The sequence below is a fragment of the Kitasatospora sp. NPDC001159 genome (assembly GCF_053598235.1).
Genome location: NZ_JBSFJV010000001.1, coordinates 158,540 through 174,385, shown reverse-complemented (window position 1 = coordinate 174,385; position 15,846 = coordinate 158,540). Strand labels below are relative to the sequence as shown.

Annotated in this window: 12 protein-coding genes and 1 tRNA gene; 6 read left to right on the top strand and 7 right to left on the bottom strand. The window is 73.0% G+C overall.

Annotated features, from left to right (window positions below):
* Positions 1 to 8: 8 nt before the first annotated feature.
* A complete protein-coding gene (locus tag ACWC9T_RS00890; RefSeq protein ID WP_449819026.1) occupies positions 9 to 986 on the bottom strand; it encodes a helix-turn-helix domain-containing protein in 978 nt (325 codons plus the stop codon).
* 332 nt (positions 987 to 1,318) lie between these two features.
* Here ACWC9T_RS00890 and ACWC9T_RS00885 point away from each other — a divergent pair, with 332 nt between their 5' ends.
* Together ACWC9T_RS00885 and ACWC9T_RS00880 are read left to right on the top strand one after the other, a co-directional pair.
* On the top strand, positions 1,319 to 1,996 hold the full coding sequence (locus ACWC9T_RS00885) for an RNA polymerase sigma factor (protein ID WP_449818930.1): 678 nt from the start codon (positions 1,319 to 1,321) through the stop codon (positions 1,994 to 1,996).
* The gene (locus ACWC9T_RS00880) at positions 1,993 to 3,426 is read left to right on the top strand and encodes a hypothetical protein (RefSeq protein ID WP_449818929.1); all 1,434 of its coding nucleotides are present in this window, start codon (positions 1,993 to 1,995) and stop codon (positions 3,424 to 3,426) included. The genes ACWC9T_RS00885 and ACWC9T_RS00880 overlap by 4 nt, the downstream gene beginning before the upstream one ends.
* Before the next feature lie 52 nt (positions 3,427 to 3,478).
* Here the strand turns inward: ACWC9T_RS00880 and ACWC9T_RS00875 are convergent, their stop codons facing one another.
* Positions 3,479 to 4,978, bottom strand: coding sequence for an aminopeptidase P family protein (locus ACWC9T_RS00875; RefSeq protein WP_449818928.1), 1,500 nt, complete (start codon positions 4,976 to 4,978; stop codon positions 3,479 to 3,481).
* A gap of 198 nt (positions 4,979 to 5,176) precedes the next feature.
* Complete coding sequence (locus ACWC9T_RS00870; RefSeq protein ID WP_449818927.1) at positions 5,177 to 6,625, bottom strand: PP2C family protein-serine/threonine phosphatase; 1,449 nt, start codon at positions 6,623 to 6,625, stop codon at positions 5,177 to 5,179.
* A 622-nt stretch (positions 6,626 to 7,247) separates the two neighbouring features.
* Between ACWC9T_RS00870 and ACWC9T_RS00865 the strand changes: the two genes are divergently transcribed.
* Positions 7,248 to 7,883: a bifunctional DNA primase/polymerase gene (locus ACWC9T_RS00865; RefSeq protein ID WP_449818926.1), complete on the top strand. Its 636-nt coding sequence runs from the start codon at positions 7,248 to 7,250 to the stop codon at positions 7,881 to 7,883.
* 217 nt (positions 7,884 to 8,100) lie between these two features.
* On the opposite strand, the gene ACWC9T_RS00860 is transcribed toward ACWC9T_RS00865, so the two are convergent.
* The 4 genes from ACWC9T_RS00860 to ACWC9T_RS00845 all read right to left on the bottom strand — a co-directional run bounded on the left by ACWC9T_RS00860 (position 8,101) and on the right by ACWC9T_RS00845 (position 12,382).
* Positions 8,101 to 9,084 (bottom strand): DUF5926 family protein, encoded by a 984-nt coding sequence (locus ACWC9T_RS00860; protein WP_449818925.1) that lies wholly within the window; start codon positions 9,082 to 9,084, stop codon positions 8,101 to 8,103.
* Between the two features lie 131 nt (positions 9,085 to 9,215).
* Positions 9,216 to 9,653: an ATP-binding protein gene (locus ACWC9T_RS00855; protein ID WP_449818924.1), complete on the bottom strand. Its 438-nt coding sequence runs from the start codon at positions 9,651 to 9,653 to the stop codon at positions 9,216 to 9,218.
* Between the two features lie 403 nt (positions 9,654 to 10,056).
* Entirely contained in the window at positions 10,057 to 10,881 is an 825-nt protein-coding gene (locus ACWC9T_RS00850; RefSeq protein WP_449818923.1) for a glycerophosphodiester phosphodiesterase, read from the bottom strand.
* A gap of 79 nt (positions 10,882 to 10,960) precedes the next feature.
* The gene (locus ACWC9T_RS00845; protein WP_449818922.1) at positions 10,961 to 12,382 is read right to left on the bottom strand and encodes a purine-cytosine permease family protein; all 1,422 of its coding nucleotides are present in this window, start codon (positions 12,380 to 12,382) and stop codon (positions 10,961 to 10,963) included.
* Between the two features lie 371 nt (positions 12,383 to 12,753).
* Here ACWC9T_RS00845 and ACWC9T_RS00840 point away from each other — a divergent pair, with 371 nt between their 5' ends.
* The 3 genes from ACWC9T_RS00840 (at position 12,754) to ACWC9T_RS00830 (ending at position 15,837) form a co-directional block, all read left to right on the top strand.
* Positions 12,754 to 14,718 (top strand): S1C family serine protease, encoded by a 1,965-nt coding sequence (locus tag ACWC9T_RS00840; RefSeq protein WP_449818921.1) that lies wholly within the window; start codon positions 12,754 to 12,756, stop codon positions 14,716 to 14,718.
* Between the two features lie 63 nt (positions 14,719 to 14,781).
* A tRNA-Ser gene (locus tag ACWC9T_RS00835) sits at positions 14,782 to 14,869 on the top strand.
* Positions 14,870 to 15,009: 140 nt separating this feature from the next.
* Positions 15,010 to 15,837: a MerR family transcriptional regulator gene (locus tag ACWC9T_RS00830; protein WP_449818920.1), complete on the top strand. Its 828-nt coding sequence runs from the start codon at positions 15,010 to 15,012 to the stop codon at positions 15,835 to 15,837.
* Positions 15,838 to 15,846 lie beyond the last annotated feature (9 nt).

Sequence of the window (15,846 nt, the reverse complement as noted above, 5' to 3'; positions counted from 1 at the left end):
AACGGCGGCTACGCCACCCCGCGCCCGAAGGAGCGCCGGTAGGCGGTCGGCGAGGTGCGCATCACCCGCCCGAAGTGGTGGCGGAAGGTCGCCGCGCTCTCGAAGCCGACCGCCGCGGCGATCTCCTCCACCGTCCCGTCCGGGGACTCCAACAGCGGCAGACTCGCCGCGATGCGCTGGGTGACGACCCAGCGCATCGGGCTGGTGCCGTTGCGCGCGGTGAAGTGCCGCAGGTACGAGCGGTCCGACATCCGGGCCGCCCGGGCCAGTACCGAGACGGTCAGCGGGTCGGCCAGGTGGTCCAGCGCCCACTGCATGCTGCGGGCGACACCGTCGTCCTCCTCCTCGACCGGCCGGACCGCCGCCTCGATGAACTGCGCCTGCCCGCCGTCCCGGTGCGGCGCCACCACGAAGCGCCGGGCCACGGTGTTGGCCACCTTGGCGCCGTGGTCCCGCCGGACCAGGTGCAGGCACAGGTCGATCCCGGCCGCGCTGCCCGCGCTGGTGAGCACGTCACCGCCGTCCACGTACAGCACGTCCGGGTTGACCCGCACCTTCGGGTGGCGCTGCTGGAGCAGTTCGGCGTAGCGCCAGTGGGTGGTCGCCTCCCGGCCGTCCAGCAGTCCGGCGGCGGCCAGCGCGAAGGCGCCCGAGCAGATCGACACGATCCGGGCGCCGCGCTCGTGCGCCGTCCGCAGCGCCTCGACCAGTTCGCGGGACACCTCACCGCTGAAGGCGTTGCGCACCCCGGGGACCACCACGGTGTCGGCGGCCGCCAGGTCGTCCAGTCCGTGCTTGGCGGTCAGCGCGAAGCCGCCCACCGCGTCCAGCTCCGTCCCGGGCCGGTCGGCACACACCTTCAGTCCGTACCAGGGCGCGGCCAGCAGGCCGCTCAGCTCGGGCCGCGCCAGGCCGAACACCTCGACCACCACGCCGAGTTCGAACGGCGCCATGCCCTCGAATGCGTAGACCGCGACATCGTGCACGGGCTCCGGGCGCCGGCCGATGACGACGGCGACCGGGTGCGGTCGGACGCCCGCGTCGGTGCCCGCGCCGACCGCGCTGCTGACGTTCTGCTCGGCCATGCGAACCCCCTGCTCACGGGTGGCGGAAATCCCGGTGAGTGTAGCCGTCGCAGCCACCCCGGAACTTTCCGCGAATCCCCCTGCAACCTCCACGCCCGTCACACGTCCATTGCTATGGGGTGGGGAGAACCGGGCCGAGGGCGGATGCGAGGATCTCCCCGATCGCGATCTTGATCAGGTGACCTGACGGTCCGGCGAACGCCGTCACCGTCCCGGGGGAAAGCAGACCGCACATGTCCATGGCCATCGGGCCGATCGCCGTGCCCGTGGGGCGGCGCGGCTTCTCCGTCCGCGGAGTGGTTGCCGCGCTGTTCGGCGCGCAGGAGGCCGGCGAGCCGAACGCCGGCCTCACTTCCGACCAGCAGGCGGCCCAGCGCCGCTCCGGCTTCCGGCTGCTGCGCGGCGGCCGCAAGCCCGCGGAGGACCGGCCCACCCTGACCGACCTGTACCACGCCCACCGGCTGGGCCTGGTGCGGATGGCCGTGCTCCTGGTGGACCACCAGGACCTGGCCGAGGACGTCGTGCAGGAAGCTTTCACCCAGCTCTACCAGCGCCACGGCGAGAACCTGGACGACCTCGACAACGCGCTCGGATACCTGCGGACCTCGGTGGTCAACGGCGCCCGCTCGATGCTACGCCGCCGCAAGACCGCCAGGGAGTACGTGCCCCCGCACGAGGCGGACGCCCCCTCCGCCGAGGACCACGCCGTGCTCAACGACGAGCACCGACGAGTCCTATTCGCCCTTCAGGAGTTGACCCCCCGCCAGCGTGAGGTGCTGGTGCTGCGCTACTGGTCCGACATGTCGGAGGCGCAGATAGCCGAGACCCTGGGACTCTCCCGGGGTGCCGTGAAGTCCACCGCCAGCCGGGCCCTGGACGCCTTGGAAAAGCACCTGGAGAAGGTTCGATGACCGACAAGTTCCCCCGCCTGGGCGGCGGTGACGGCGACGGGCCGGGCGAGACCTCGACGGAACAGCTGCTCCGCGAGGCGATGAACGCCCGTACGTCCCTGATCACCGCCCACAGCCTGCGCCCGGCCGCGCCCCCGAGGACCCGGGTGCGCAGGCTCCGACCGGTGTACCTGACCACCGCGCCGATCCTGGCCCTGGCCGCGTCCGTGGCGATCGGCGTCTTCGCCTTCCACGGCGACCCGGTGGCGAAGCAGGACGTCCCCCCGCCCCCGGCCGCCAGCGTCACCACCTCCCCGAGCCCGACGGCCACCCCCACCCCGACCCCGACCGCCACCCCCACCGGCACCGGCTCGCCGACCGGCGATGCCGAGCAGGGCGTTCCGCTGGCGGACGTCACCCCGAGCTCGATCCGGACGCCCACCAGTACTCCGACCGGGTCGGCGACCTCGTACAGCTTCCGGGGCGTCAAGTTCAAGGTCCCGGCGGGGTGGAAGGCCGTACCGGTCGCCGACCGGATGGTCTGCGTCCTGAGTCCGGGCGCGCCGACGGACCCGCAGCAGAACTGGGCGCAGGCCGCGTGCAAGCCGTACGGCGTCCTGGTCACGGCCTACAACTCCCTGGACGAGAGCCAGGGCGGTGCCTGGCCGACGACCGCCGACATGGACAACAGTGCCGGCTGGTCACACCAGGGCAACTGCCCGGTCTGGGGCAGTCCCCACACGCCGGCCACGGGCGAACTGAACAGTGTCGGTCCGACGAAGAGCACGGTCACCGTGGCGGGTCGCTCCGCAGTCAAATCGGAGTGGCAGGGGACCTGCGGTCAGGCCTCCTTCACGGCCCAGATGTGGGGCCTGCCCAAGGACCAGGTGTTCGTCACGGCGGCGGGCCTGAAGGACGACTATCAGGCGGGCCTGCAGTCGATCGTCAACAGCCTCGACCTGAGCGGCCGCCAGGCGCCGCCGACGGAGGCCAGCCAGAACGACATCGCGGTCAGCATCGACGGCCTCGCGCCCGGCCAGCAGCTGCGGGTGGGAAGCGCAGTCGTCACCTTCTCGGTGACCTTCCGGAACACCAGCCAGAACACCTACGGCCAGTTGCAGCCGCTGGTCATCACGGACCGCTACGCGGGCACGCCGACCGTGCCCGGCGCGCAGCTGCCCAACGACGGCAAGCTGGAGCTGCAGACCGACAGCGGCTGGACGACGAAACCGATGTCGCCGGGCTCCGACATGTCCTACGCGATGGTGCAGGACCAGGAGGTCTTCTCGTTGGCCCCGGGGCAGAGCAGGAAGCTGACCTACCGGCTGACGATGGGGCCCAAGAGCGGGCCCGGGGACATGCCGTTGAAGGCGCAGGTCATGCTCCCGTACCGCGGCGGCGACATGACCGTGCTCGGCCGCCAGGACATCACGGTCAAGGTCGTCTGGTAGCGCGGAAGGGCCCGGCCCCCGTCGCGGGGGGCCGGGCCCTTCGCAGCCGGGCTCAGGCGAGCGAGGCCATCCAGGCCTCGACGTCCGCGGAGCGGCGGGGCAGGCCGGCCGAGAGGTTCTCGTTGCCGTCGGCGGTGACCAGGATGTCGTCCTCGATCCGGACGCCGATGCCGCGGTACTCCTGCGGCACGGTCAGGTCGTCCTGCTGGAAGTACAGGCCGGGTTCGACGGTGAGCACCATGCCGGGGAGCAGCAGGGCGTCGACGTGCTCCTCGCGGCGCGAGTGGGCGCAGTCGTGGACGTCCAGGCCGAGCATGTGGCCGGTGCCGTGCAGGGTCCAGCGGCGCTGCAGGCCGAGCTCCAGGACCTTCTCGACGTCGTACACCGAGGCGTCCAGCAGGCCCCAGGCGAGCAGGCGCTCGGCGAGGACGCGCTGCGAGGCCTCGTGGAAGTCGCGGAAGCGGGCGCCCGGCTTGACCGCGGCGATGCCGGCCTCCTGGGCGTCGTACACCGCGTCGTAGATCTTGCGCTGCAGCTCGTCGAAGCTGCCGTTGATCGGCAGGGTGCGGGTGACGTCGGCGGTGTAGAGCGTGTGGGTCTCCACGCCGGCGTCCAGCAGCAGCAGCTCGCCGGGGCGCACGTCGCCGTCGTTGCGGACCCAGTGCAGGGTGGTGGCGTGCGGGCCGGCCGCGGCGATGGTGCCGTAGCCGACGTCGTTGCCCTCGACGCGGGCGCGGCGCCAGAAGGTGCCCTCGATCCAGCGCTCCGAGGTGGCGACGGCCTGGCCGAGCTCGCGGACCACATCGGTGAAGCCGTTGACGGTGGCGTCGCAGGCGGCGCGCAGCTCGCCGATCTCCCACTCGTCCTTGACCAGCCGCAGGCCGCTCAGGAACTCCTTGAACTCGGCGTCCTTGTCGGCGTCCAGCACCTCGGCCAGCGCGGCCTCCAGGCCGGCGTCGTAGCCGCGGACGATGCGGGTCGGCACGGTGGAGTCCTTGGCCCGCTCGGCCAGCTCCTCGGCGGCCTTGCGGACGTCGCGCGCGGGCAGGCCGAGCAGCTGCTCCTGCTCGCCCAGGCTGTGCCGGCGGCCGACCCACAGCTCGCCGTAGCCGTCCAGCCAGAACTCGCCGTTCTCGCGGTCGGAGCGGGGCAGCAGGTAGAGGGCGAACTCGTGGCCGGTCGCGCCGGTCGGCTCGGCGACCAGCACCGCGTCCTCGGTCTGGTCACCGGTGAGGTGCACGTACTCGCTGCTGGCGCGGAAGCTGTAGTCGGTGTCGTTGGAGCGAACCCGCAGGTTGCCGGCCGGGACGACCAGGCGCTCGCCGGGGAAGGCGGCGGAGAGCCTGGCGCGGCGCTCGGCCGCGTACGGGGCCTGGGCGATCGGGGCGAGGCCGTGCAGCTCGGTGTCGGCCCAGCCGGACTTCATCGAGGCGGACAGCTCGTCCGAGATCTCGCCGTAGAGGCCGTTCTTGCGGCCCTTGAACTGCTGCGGCTCCTCGCCGCCCTCGGCCTCGGGGTTCTCGGCCACCGCAGGGGTCCGGTCCTCGGTCACGTGCAACGCCTCCTTGGGGGTGGTACCGCCGCCCTCGGGGGAGGTGTCGGATCGCGACACGCGCGGGCGGCCGTGCGTCCATGGTACGGACGCCCGGCCGCTCATCCGTTCGGGCCCGGTGCAACCCCCGGAGCCTGTTCAGCGGTGCCCAGCGGTGTCCAGCCGTGTCCAGCGGTGCCCAGCGGTGCCCAGCGGTGCCTATTCGAAGCGTGCCGCCATCAGCATCAGGTCGTCGGTGGCCTGGGCGACGTCCGGGTCGGGGCAGACGGCCAGCAGGTGGGCGCAGAGCCGGTCCGGGTCGATCCGCACGTCGCGCGGGGCGCCGGCGGCGGCCCGGCGCAGGTTGGCCTGTCCGGCGTGCAGGGTCGGGCCGCAGCGGCGGGCCAGGCCCTCCGTGTAGAGCAGCAGGGTGTCGCCGCGCTCGGCGGTGAACTCGACCCCGGGGGCCTCCCAGCAGGTGAGCATGCCGAGCGGGGCGGAGAGCGAGGTCTCGACGAACTCGGCGCCGCGCCGGCTGACCAGGATCGGCGGACAGTGCCCGGCCCCGGCGAGGGTGATCCGGCGGTCCTCGGGCTCGACCCAGGCGTAGACCGCGGTGGCGGTGCGGGTCGGCTCGGTGGTCTTGAGCAGCAGCTCCAGGTCGCCGAGGACGGAGACCGGGTCCTCGCCCTCCAGCACCGCGTACGCCCGCAGCGCGGCCCGGACCCGGCCCATCGCGGCGGCCGCGCCGGGGGCGGAGCCGGGGCCCGCGCCGGGGCCGTCGCCGGAGACCGAGCCGACGGTGAGGCCGACGGTGCCGTCCGGCAGCGGGATGGCGTCGTACCAGTCGCTGCCGCAGGAGCGGTCCAGCCCGGCCGGGACGAGCCGGGCGGCCAGCCGCAGGCCGTCCTGCTGGGGGAGGCGATCCGGCAGCAGGCCGCGGCGCAGTGCCTCGGTGGTGCGCCGGATGCGTTGGGCCTCCAGCTGTTTGGCGAGCAGCGGGGCGGCGATCTCGCAGTAGCGGCGGGCGAGTTCGCGCTGGCAGTCGGTGGGCTGGGCGGGCCGGTCGTAGAACCAGACGGCGGCCGCGAGCGGGCCTTCCTCGGTGGTGGCGAGCGGCAGGCCGAAGGCGCCGCCGAGGCCGAGGTGGACGGCGAGTTCGCGCAGCCGGGCGCCGATGGCGGGGTCCTCGGCCAGGTCGGCGGAGTGCACCTGGGCGGGCCGGCCCTGCTCGCGCAGCAGTTGGGCGAGCAGGCTCTGCTCGGTCGGGACGGTCTCCAGGGCGCCGAGGCTGGCCCGGTCGAGGCCGAGGCCGACCGGCTGGCCGGGGCCGCCGCACGGCATCAGGGTGACCAGGACGCCGCGGTCGGCGCCGAGCAGCACGGCGCCGGAGGCGAGGACGGCGTCCAGGGTGGCGGCGAGGCCGCGGGTGCGGGCGAGCCGTTCGGTGTGCTCCTGCAGGCTGGTGATATCGGACAGGAGTCCGGCCAAACGCTCCTGCACCGTGACGGACGGTGCCGTGAGGTCGTCCGCGGTGCCCTCCGGGGGGTCGGCGGGACCGGGCAGGCCCGGCGGGTCGAGGACGGTGAGCCCGCCCGAGCAACCGGGTTCGCCCAGCTCGGTGGTCATCGGCGACGGGTGGGACGTCGACGGGTGGGACTCGGTCATGCCGCCACTCCTGACGCAGTGCTACGTGCCATGCGAAACCCCCAGATTCGGCCAATGTGGAGCGAGCACGGCCAAAGGTCGCGTTTCGCCTCGATTCGCTACTACTCGTCATTGATCGACAGCAATGCCACCACTTCTACACAGGCCATTCGGGGCATGTCCAGATCCAGGACGACGCGGTGGCCGGTTCCACATCGTTGTCACCCCGGTCGGAGGGCGTGCGTGGTCCGTGTGCGCGCCGGTCGGGACCGGAGGTATGGAGCGGGCCGGGAGCGGGCAGAACCGAGAGGACGGACCGGGCGGCCGTCCGGATCGTATTCCCGCGCCGCCCGCGCACCGGGCTGGCCGGAAGTCTCTCACTCGTACGGTGGAACCAAGCGCGCCCGGGCGGCGTCCATCCGGTCGCATACGGGATTCTCGTTCCAAGGGCTGTTCCAGTGCGCGGCCCTTCTCATGTCGTGCTCCACACCGTGCTCCACGTCGTAGCCGCGCCGTCCCCGCCATGCCGCCCGCCCCCGCTTCGCGCCGTCCGGGGCCGTGCCGTCGCGGGCCCGCGTGGCGAGTCCCGACGGATGTCGGTGAGGCGGAGCGAACCGAGCGGTCAGGGAAAGGAACGAGCGCTATGCGTGAGAACCCGAAGAGCCGGTCGCAGGGGTCGTCCGCCCGGCTGGCCGCGGCCCTGACGGCCGCCGTCGAACACCGTTGGCCCGTGGTGCCGGGCACCGTGCTGTGCGGCGGGCGCTGTTCCTGCGGCGACGAGGACTGCCCGGTGCCCGGTGCGCACCCGCACGACCCCTCGCTGCTGACCGCCACCACGGACGCCCGGATGGTGCGCTGGTGGTGGGAGCGGCAGAGCCCGGACGCGCCGGTGCTGGCCGCCACCGGCTCCGCCGTTTCGGCGGTCTCGCTGCCCGCGGCGGCCGGGGCCAGGGCGCTGGTCTACCTGGGCGCGCTGCGGCTGCCGCTCGGTCCGGTGCTCGCGATGCCGGGCCGCTACGCGCTGCTGGTGGCCCCGTACTCGCTCGACGCGCTCGGTGAGATGCTCGCCCAACTCCCTTGGGTTCCCGGCTCGTTGCGCTACCACGGGACAGGCGGCTTCCTGCCGCTGCCGCCCGGCGGGGCAGCCGGGCGGGTGCGCTGGGTGCTGGCGCCGCGGCCGGCGGTGGGCGGCGGGGTCTGGCTGCCGCAGGTCGGGCCGCTGCTGGGCGAGTTGGTGGAGGCGACGGTCCGGCTGGACAGTGGACGCTCGGCGCACTGACGGGCTGCCGGTCGGAAGGGGTTCCGGGCCTGGTCCTGCGGGTCGCTCCGGAAAAACAAAAGATCCGGCCGCTGGCGACGGGGGATGCACCAGCGGCCGGACTCTTTAGACAGTAACAAGGATCCGCGCCCGCGCCAATTTCCAAGACGCCCTCCAGGCCAGGAAATTGCGCCTTCACGGCGACAATGTGACGCGTATCACCCGGATCCCGCGTGCTTTAGTTCAAAGTTACCTGACGGTTCACCAGGTTCGCGCGGGCGCGCCGCTCCTCGGCGGTCAGCGGGGTCTCGTCGGCGAGGACGACGGCGAGCCGCTCGGCGAACTCGGCGGCCGGCTTCTCGCAGTCGGCGGCGGTCATCGAGAGCGGGAGGTCCCACACCGGGACGGTCAGGCCGTGTGCGCGGAAGGAGCCGACCAGGCGGGTGTCCGCGCCGAGCGAGGCCTCGCCGGCGGCGTTCAGCCGGGCCAGCGCGTCCAGCAGCTTCTCCTCGGGCACGGTCATCACCCAGCGCAGGTGGTTCTTGTCCGGGGTGCCGCACCAGTAGGCGGCGTCGAGGCCGGCCAGCTTCTCGGTCGGGATGGCCGAGGCGTTGGCGCGCTCCAGGGAGGCAGCGACCTCGCCGGTGGCGCTCTCGGCGTCCTCCAGCCAGAACTCGAAGCCGGTGTGCACGGTGGGCGTGAACGCGGCGGTGGCGTCCAGCAGGTCCTGCAGGCGGCGCCCGCCCGGGACGGTCCGGCGGGCCGGCACCGGGGTGCCCGGCTCGGTGGCGAGGGCCAGCTCCAGGGCGTCCGCGAGGTCGCGGCTGAGGTCGCCGGAGGCGGACTGGGTCTGCAGGCCGAGCAGGATCGAGCCGTCCTGGCGGCGCAGGGCCGGCCAGGCCAGCGGCAGCACGGTGGCCAGGGTGACCGACGGGACGTCACCGTTGGCGGTCTCGGCGACCCCGGCGGCCAGCGTCAGCGGCACCGTCGCGGCCGGCACCAGCTCGCGCAGCGCCACCCAGTCGGCCTCGCCCGGCAGACCCTCGAACGGGCGGTGCACCAGTTCCTGCACCGCGTGCGAGGCCTCCCGGCCGTGGCAGGCCTTGTACCGGCGGCCGGAGCCGCAGGGGCAGTCCTCGCGGGCCCCGACCACGGGGATCTCGCCCGTGACGGCGGTGGTGGACTGGCGCTGCGGCGCCTTCTTGGCGGCCTTCTTGCCCATGGTGCGGCTCTCCCGGGAACGGTGGTCCTTTGCTCCGGGAAGCCTACTGACGTTCCCCCGGCGCGCGGGAACGCGCCGGAGCGGGCGTCGTGCGGATGCGTGCCCGCGGATGCGTGCCCGCAGGCGTGCGGCTACGCGCTGCGCGCGTCGCCGCCGGTGCGGCGGGCGTGTCGGCCCCGGGCGGGCAGCGCCGCCCAGACCGTCACCTCGCCCGGCGCGTCGCGCACGCCCCAGTCGCTGGCCAGCTGGTCGACGATGCTCAGGCCGCGGCCGCCGCGGGAGGTCAGCGAGGGACTGGCGGGCAGCGGCCGGGTGGTCGCGCCGCCGTCGGTGACCTCCAGGGTGAGCACGCCGTCGGTGTGCATCTGCCAGCGGACCAGCACGCCGCCGCCCGGCTCGTCAGCGCCCTCGAGGTGCTCGTGGCCGCCCGGTGCGGGGTGTGTCCCGGAGGGGACGCCGACCAGCAGTTGGTCCACCACCTCGGCTACGGCCCCGCAGCCGAGGGCCGGCAGCGGGCCGAGCGGACGGGCGTATCGACAGGCGTTGCTCAACAGTTCGGAAAGGATCAATACGGCATCGTCAATGACCGGTTCCGGTATCTGCCGGTCACCCAGATCTCGACGCAGTCGGCGCCGTGCGACCCCGACACTCGCTGGGCCGTGCGGCACTGCCATGGTCGATGAGGTCGGCCCAACTCCTGTGGGCACAGTACGCGCCACCATCAACGCCACCCCCGGACCTCCTTCAGCGTATGCCGAGGGATGGATGCCCCTTGGTAATGCGTCGGAAACGACCGCCGGAGGATCCCGCGAGTCCATTTCGAGCAGCGCGACTCAGGGTCGACAAGAGGCCATTCCGTGCTCACCCTCTGTCGCCCGAACGCAAGAATTCCGGCAATTACGTGCGCGGAAGGTTTGGCTGCCGACCAGCGTGATCAGGCTGAACCGGTACGGCCGTCGGCCCGCCGGCGGATCACCGTCCGAGCTGGGCCAGCACCTCCGCGGGCCGGTTGGTGATGATCGCGGCCACGCCCAGCTCCAGGCAGAGCTCGACGTCGGACGGCTCGTCCACGGTCCACACGTGCACCTCGTGGCCCAGCTCGCGCAGCCGGGTCACCAGCTGCGGCTTGGCCCGGACCAGGTCCATGCCCGGCCCGGCGATCCGCGCGCCACCCGGCAGCGGCTTGCCCGGACGCAGCTGGCCGAGCAGCGGCAGCATCCGCTCGAACAGGAACACCCGGTGGTACTCCGGCGCGGCGGCGGCGACCCGGTTCAGCGCGATCGAGGAGAAGCTCATGACCCGGGCGGCCGGGCGATCGCCCGCCCGGGTCGGGCTGATCTTGAACCGCTCCAGCATCCGCAGCAGTTCGGCCTCGACCCGGCCGCGGAAGCGCACCGGGTGCTTGGTCTCGATGGCCAGGTCCACCGGGCGGCCGCAGTCCACCACCAGCTCCAGCAGGCGCTCCAGCCGCAGCACGCCGCGCAGCTCGGGGTCGGTGCTGGGGCGGCCGGTCTTCCAGGCGCCGAAGTCGTACGCCTCCAGCTCGGCGAGCGTCATCGCGGAGACGGTGCCCTGGCCGTTGGAGACCCGGCCGATGCGGCGGTCGTGCACGCAGACCAGTTCGCCGTCGGCGGTGATCCGGACGTCGCACTCGACGGCGTCGGCGCCCTCGTCGAGCGCGCGCCGGAAGGCCGCGAAGGTGTGCTCGGGCAGGGAGTGGGAGGAACCGCGGTGCGCGATCACCTGGACGGAGGGCGCGGTGCGCGCCGTCGCCGAGGACAGGTCTGGGCTGGTCACGGGGGCAACGATAGGGGGCCAAAGTGAAGCGGAGGCGAAGCCGGTCCCAACCTGCGGGGCCGGCTTCGCCTCCGCGGTCTCAGGACTGCGCCGCGCGCCGGGTCAGCGGGGTGAGCGCGAAGGTGACCAGGGCGGGCGCCAGGAAGGCGAACAGCGAGGCGGAGGTCCACTCCTGCGGGGTGAAGTGCAGCGCCCGCTGGGCCGAGGTCCAGAAGTCCGTCCACCAGTCCGCCACCGCGGTCGGTGCGATGAACTGGTAGACCGCGAAGCCCAGCACCCACGGCAGCAGCATCAGCCAGCGGGACGGCGCCTTCTCGGAGAGGTCCCAGCCCTGCCGGCCGGCCCCGAAGAAGTAGTCCACCGCCAGCACCGCGAGCAGCGGCACGAACACCGAGCCGATCAGGCTGAGGAAGTTGCTGTAGGTGTCGGTGAACTTGTCGATCTGCAGCGCCAGCACGGTGGTCAGCACACCGATACCGCCGCTCAGCACCCGGCGGTCCACCCGCGGCAGCAGGTTCTGCAGCGACATCGCGGTCGAGTACACGTTGGCGAAGGACTGGTCGGTCTCGCGCAGCACCAGCACCAGCAGGAACAGCCAGCCGGCCCAGACGCCGAGGAAGGAGTCGAAGATCCGGCTCGGGTCGCCGTCGGACTGCAGCAGCGCCATCAGGCCGAGCACGTAGCACCAGACCTGGGCGACGGTGTATCCGGAGAAGCTGCCCCAGAAGGCCGAGCGGGCGGTGCGCGAGTGCCGGGTGTAGTCGGCGGCCATCGGGACGAAGGAGACCGACACCGCGATCATCGCGTCGGTGGCGCCCAGGAAGCCGTGCCAGTTGCCCGCGCCCGGGTCCGGCACGCCCTGACGGCCCAGCTGGACCGTGAAGTACACCATCGCGACCGCGACCGCCCCGGCCACGAAGCGGCGCAGCACCGCGATCGCGCCCAGCGGCCAGATGGTCAGCGCGGTGGTCAGCGCGCCCGCGGCCAGCACGAACAACCAGCGGTAGCCGCTGGTGTGGGCGACGGTCTGCGCGCCCGCCGAGATGGTCAGCAGCTCGAACACGCCCCAGCCGATGCACTGGACGATGTTCAGCACGGTCGGCAGGTAGGACAGCCGGGTGCCGAACAGCCCGCGCAGGTTGGCCATCGCGGGGGCGCCGGTCCGGGCGCCGATCAGCGCGGCCACGCCGAGCATCGCGGTGCCGACCGCCGTACCGGCCACGATCGCGGTCACCGCGGCGGCCAGCGACAGCTCGCTGCCCTTCTCGCCGAGCACGGTGGCGGCGGTGGAGAAACCGATCAGGCTGACGCCCAGGTTCATCCAGAGCGCGAAGTGGTCCCGGAAGCGCAGGGTGCGCGGCGGCTCGGTGTCCAGCACCAGCGGCGCCTCGACCCGCTCGTCGGTCGCCGGGGCGGCGGCCGCAGCCGAGTCCGCTGGAAGATCGAGGAAATCCTTGGACGCGGGCGCGCCCGAAGAAGAGGATGGCGAAGCAGGCGGCATGGCCGATACTCCCTACGCCGGCATTACCCGGACAGGTTCCGGCGGTCAGCGCCCCCTCGACGGTCCGCTGGTTCCTGCCTTGGCGTACGGTCGACATGCGCACTCTCAGCCTGGTCGGTCCAAGCTCCCGCGTGTCAGTTTGGAGCGACAGGCTAACCGGCACGGGTACGAACACCAAAGGCCACGGGGTGCGCGGTCCGCATTGCGGAACGCCCGGGCGGGGGGAGGGAGCCCCCCGACGGTCACCCGTCGTCGCTGTCGTCGGTGTCGGCTAAGGATTCTTATGAGTTCTTCAGAGGGGTCCTTACGGCAATCGAATCGACAGTGCGAAAAACTATGGTCCTTGGTTCTGTCAGCTATGGAGGTCGTCCGTGAGCACCGAGCGCGAGGTTGGGCCCACCGGGCCGCAGGGGGAGCAGCCCGCGGGTCCCCAGGAAGCGGCTGGGTCCGCGTCCGACGGCACCGCTCAGGGCGGCCACAAGCCGACGATGGCGTTCAGCCGGGTGCCCGAGCCCGAGGCCAAGCCGGAGGCCGCTGACGCGGCGCCGGCCGACGGCGCTCCGGGCGACGGCGGGCACAAGCCGACGATGGCGTTCAGCCGGGTCCCGGAGCCGGAGGCCAAGCCCGAGCCGGCTGCGGCCGAGGCCGCCCCGGAGGCTCCGGCCGCCGAGGCCGCTCCCGCCGAGGGCCGGCACAAGCCCACCGTGGCCTTCACCAAGGTCCCGGCGCCGGAGGCCCCGGCGGCCCCGGCGGAGGAGCCCGCGGTCGACCCGGTCACCGGCTACATCGACGCCCCGCCGCCGGTGCTGCCACCCGCGCCGCCCGCCGCGTCCGCCCCGGCGGCCCCCGCCGCGCCGGCTGCTGCGCCGGCCGCGGCCCCGGCCGCCCCGGCCCTGCCGCCGGCTGCCAACCCGTACGCGACCCCGTCGCACGGCGTGCCCGCCGCCGGTGCGCAGGAGCCGTACGGTGTTCCCGCCGCCAGCCAGGAGCCGTACGGCGCTCCGGCCGCCGCCGGCCAGGAGCCCTACGGCGCCACGCCCGCCGGTGCGCCCGCCGCTCACGGCCACCACCCGTTCGGCGCCGGCCAGCCGCTCGGCGGCTGGGGCGCCGGCCACGACGCCACCTCGGGCGGCGCGGGCTACCCCGGCGGTCCCGGCGGCCCGTTCGGCTACCCGGCCGACTACTCCGGCGGCCCGAACGGCCCCGGCGGCCCGCGCAAGAAGCGCGGCGGCCTGGTGGCCCTGCTCGCGGCCGTCGCGCTGGTCGCCGGTGTGGCCGGCGGTGCGATCGGTGTGGTCGTCACCAACCACACCAGCAGCAGCAGTTCGGCGGACGACCACCGCAGCACCACCGTCCAGGCCAGCAACACCCAGAAGAGCGAGCCCGCCCCCGGGTCGATCGCCGCCATCGCGCAGAAGGCGCTGCCCAGCGTCGTCACCATCAAGGCGCAGGGCAACGGCGAGTCGGGCACCGGCACCGGCTTCGTCTTCGACACCGAGGGCCACATCCTCACCAACAACCACGTGGTCGCGCCGACCCTCAATGGCGGCAAACTGACCGTCAAGTTCGCCGACGGCACGTCCTACAGCGCCTCGGTGCTGGGGCACGCCGAGGGCTACGACGTCGCCGTGGTCAAGATCGACAACCCGCCGAAGGGCAAGCTGGCGCCGCTGCCGCTGGCCGACTCCGACAAGGTCAACGTCGGCGACGCCACCATCGCGATCGGTGCGCCGTACGGCCTGGAGTCCACCGTCACCAGCGGCATCGTCAGCGCCAAGGACCGCCCGGTCGCCTCCGGCGACGACACCGGCTCGCAGGCCTCGTACATGAACGCCCTGCAGACCGACGCCTCGATCAACCCCGGCAACTCCGGCGGCCCGCTGCTCGACTCCAGTGGCGCGGTGATGGGCATCAACTCGGCGATCCAGTCCAACGCCTCCGCCAACGGCCGGGCCGGCAGCATCGGCCTGGGCTTCGCCATCCCGATCAACCAGGCCAGGTGGGTCGCGGACACCCTGATCAAGACCGGCAAGCCGGTCTACGCCAAGCTCGACGTGCTGCGCAACGACGACTACAAGGGCGACGGCGCGCAGATCCAGACCCGCGACATCCAGGGCCAGCCGGCCGTCACCCCCGGCGGCGCGGCCGACAGGGCCGGCCTCAAGCCGGGCGACGTGATCACCAAGCTCGGCGGCGTGCCGATCGATAACGGCCCTGCCCTGGTCAGCCGGATCTGGACGCATAAGCCGGGCGAGACCGTGGACGTCGAGTACACCCGCAACGGCCAACCGTTCAGCACCAAGGTCACCCTGGCGGAGCGCGTCGGCGACCAGTGATCCCCGGGTGCGCGGAATCGTGTGCGCCGAACCCCGCCGGAACCGTTAGGCTGACCTCCGCCTGGAGAGCTGCCCGAGCGGCCTAAGGGAACAGTCTTGAAAACTGTCGTGGCGTGACCCGTCACCGTGGGTTCGAATCCCACGCTCTCCGCTGGTAGGAGAACCACCTGCTCAGGGCGGGTGCCGAGACCACTCGGCACCCGCCCTCGGTGTTTGTCGGGGCGGTTCGGGGGGCGGTCCGACGGCCGGGGTTGACCCTGACACCGTGGGAGGCGGTGGAGTGGGAGCACCATGTTGAACATCGGAGACTTCGCCAGCCACGGCCGGGTGTCGGTGCGGATGCTGCGCCACTACGACGCGATCGGACTGCTGCGGCCCGCCCGGGTGGACCCGGTCACCGGGTACCGCTCGTACGGGGCGGGGCAACTCGCCCGGCTCAACCGGGTGATCGCGCTCAAGGACCTCGGCTTCACGCTGCAGCAGGTGCGGGCCGTCCTGGACGACCAGGTGGACGCGGTCGAACTGCGCGGGATGCTGCGGTTGCGGCGGGCCCAGCTCGCCGCGGCGATCGCGGCGGACGAGCAGCGGCTGGCCCGGGTGGAGGCGAGGCTCCGGACGATCGAGAGCGAGGGGAACATGTCCGAGCACGATGTCGTGGTGAAGCCCGTCCCGTCCGTGCGGGTGGCCCAACTGGCCGGCGTGGCAAGGAGTTACCAGCCGGAGGACATCACGCCGGTGATCGGCCCGCTGTTCGACGAACTGTGCCGCCGGATGGCCGCGGCCGGCGTCGAGGAGACCGGCCCGGCGGTCGCCCGTTACGAGGACACCCCGGAGGGCGACGGCTCGGTGCTGATCCTGGTCGCCGTGCCGGTCGGGCTGGCGGTGCGGCCCGACGGGTGCGACTTCGAGGTGGTCGACCTCCCGCCGGTCGAGGAGGCCGCGACCATCGTCCACCGCGGCCCGATGGACGACTCCATGGGCAGTTTCCAGGCCCTGGCCCGCTTCATCGACGAGAACGGCTACCGCTCGGCCGGCTACGCCCGCGAGCGCTACCTGGAGTGCCCGGAGGACCCGTCCGGCTGGGTCGTCGAACTCCAGGAACCGGTGACCCGCCGCTAGGGCCTGCCC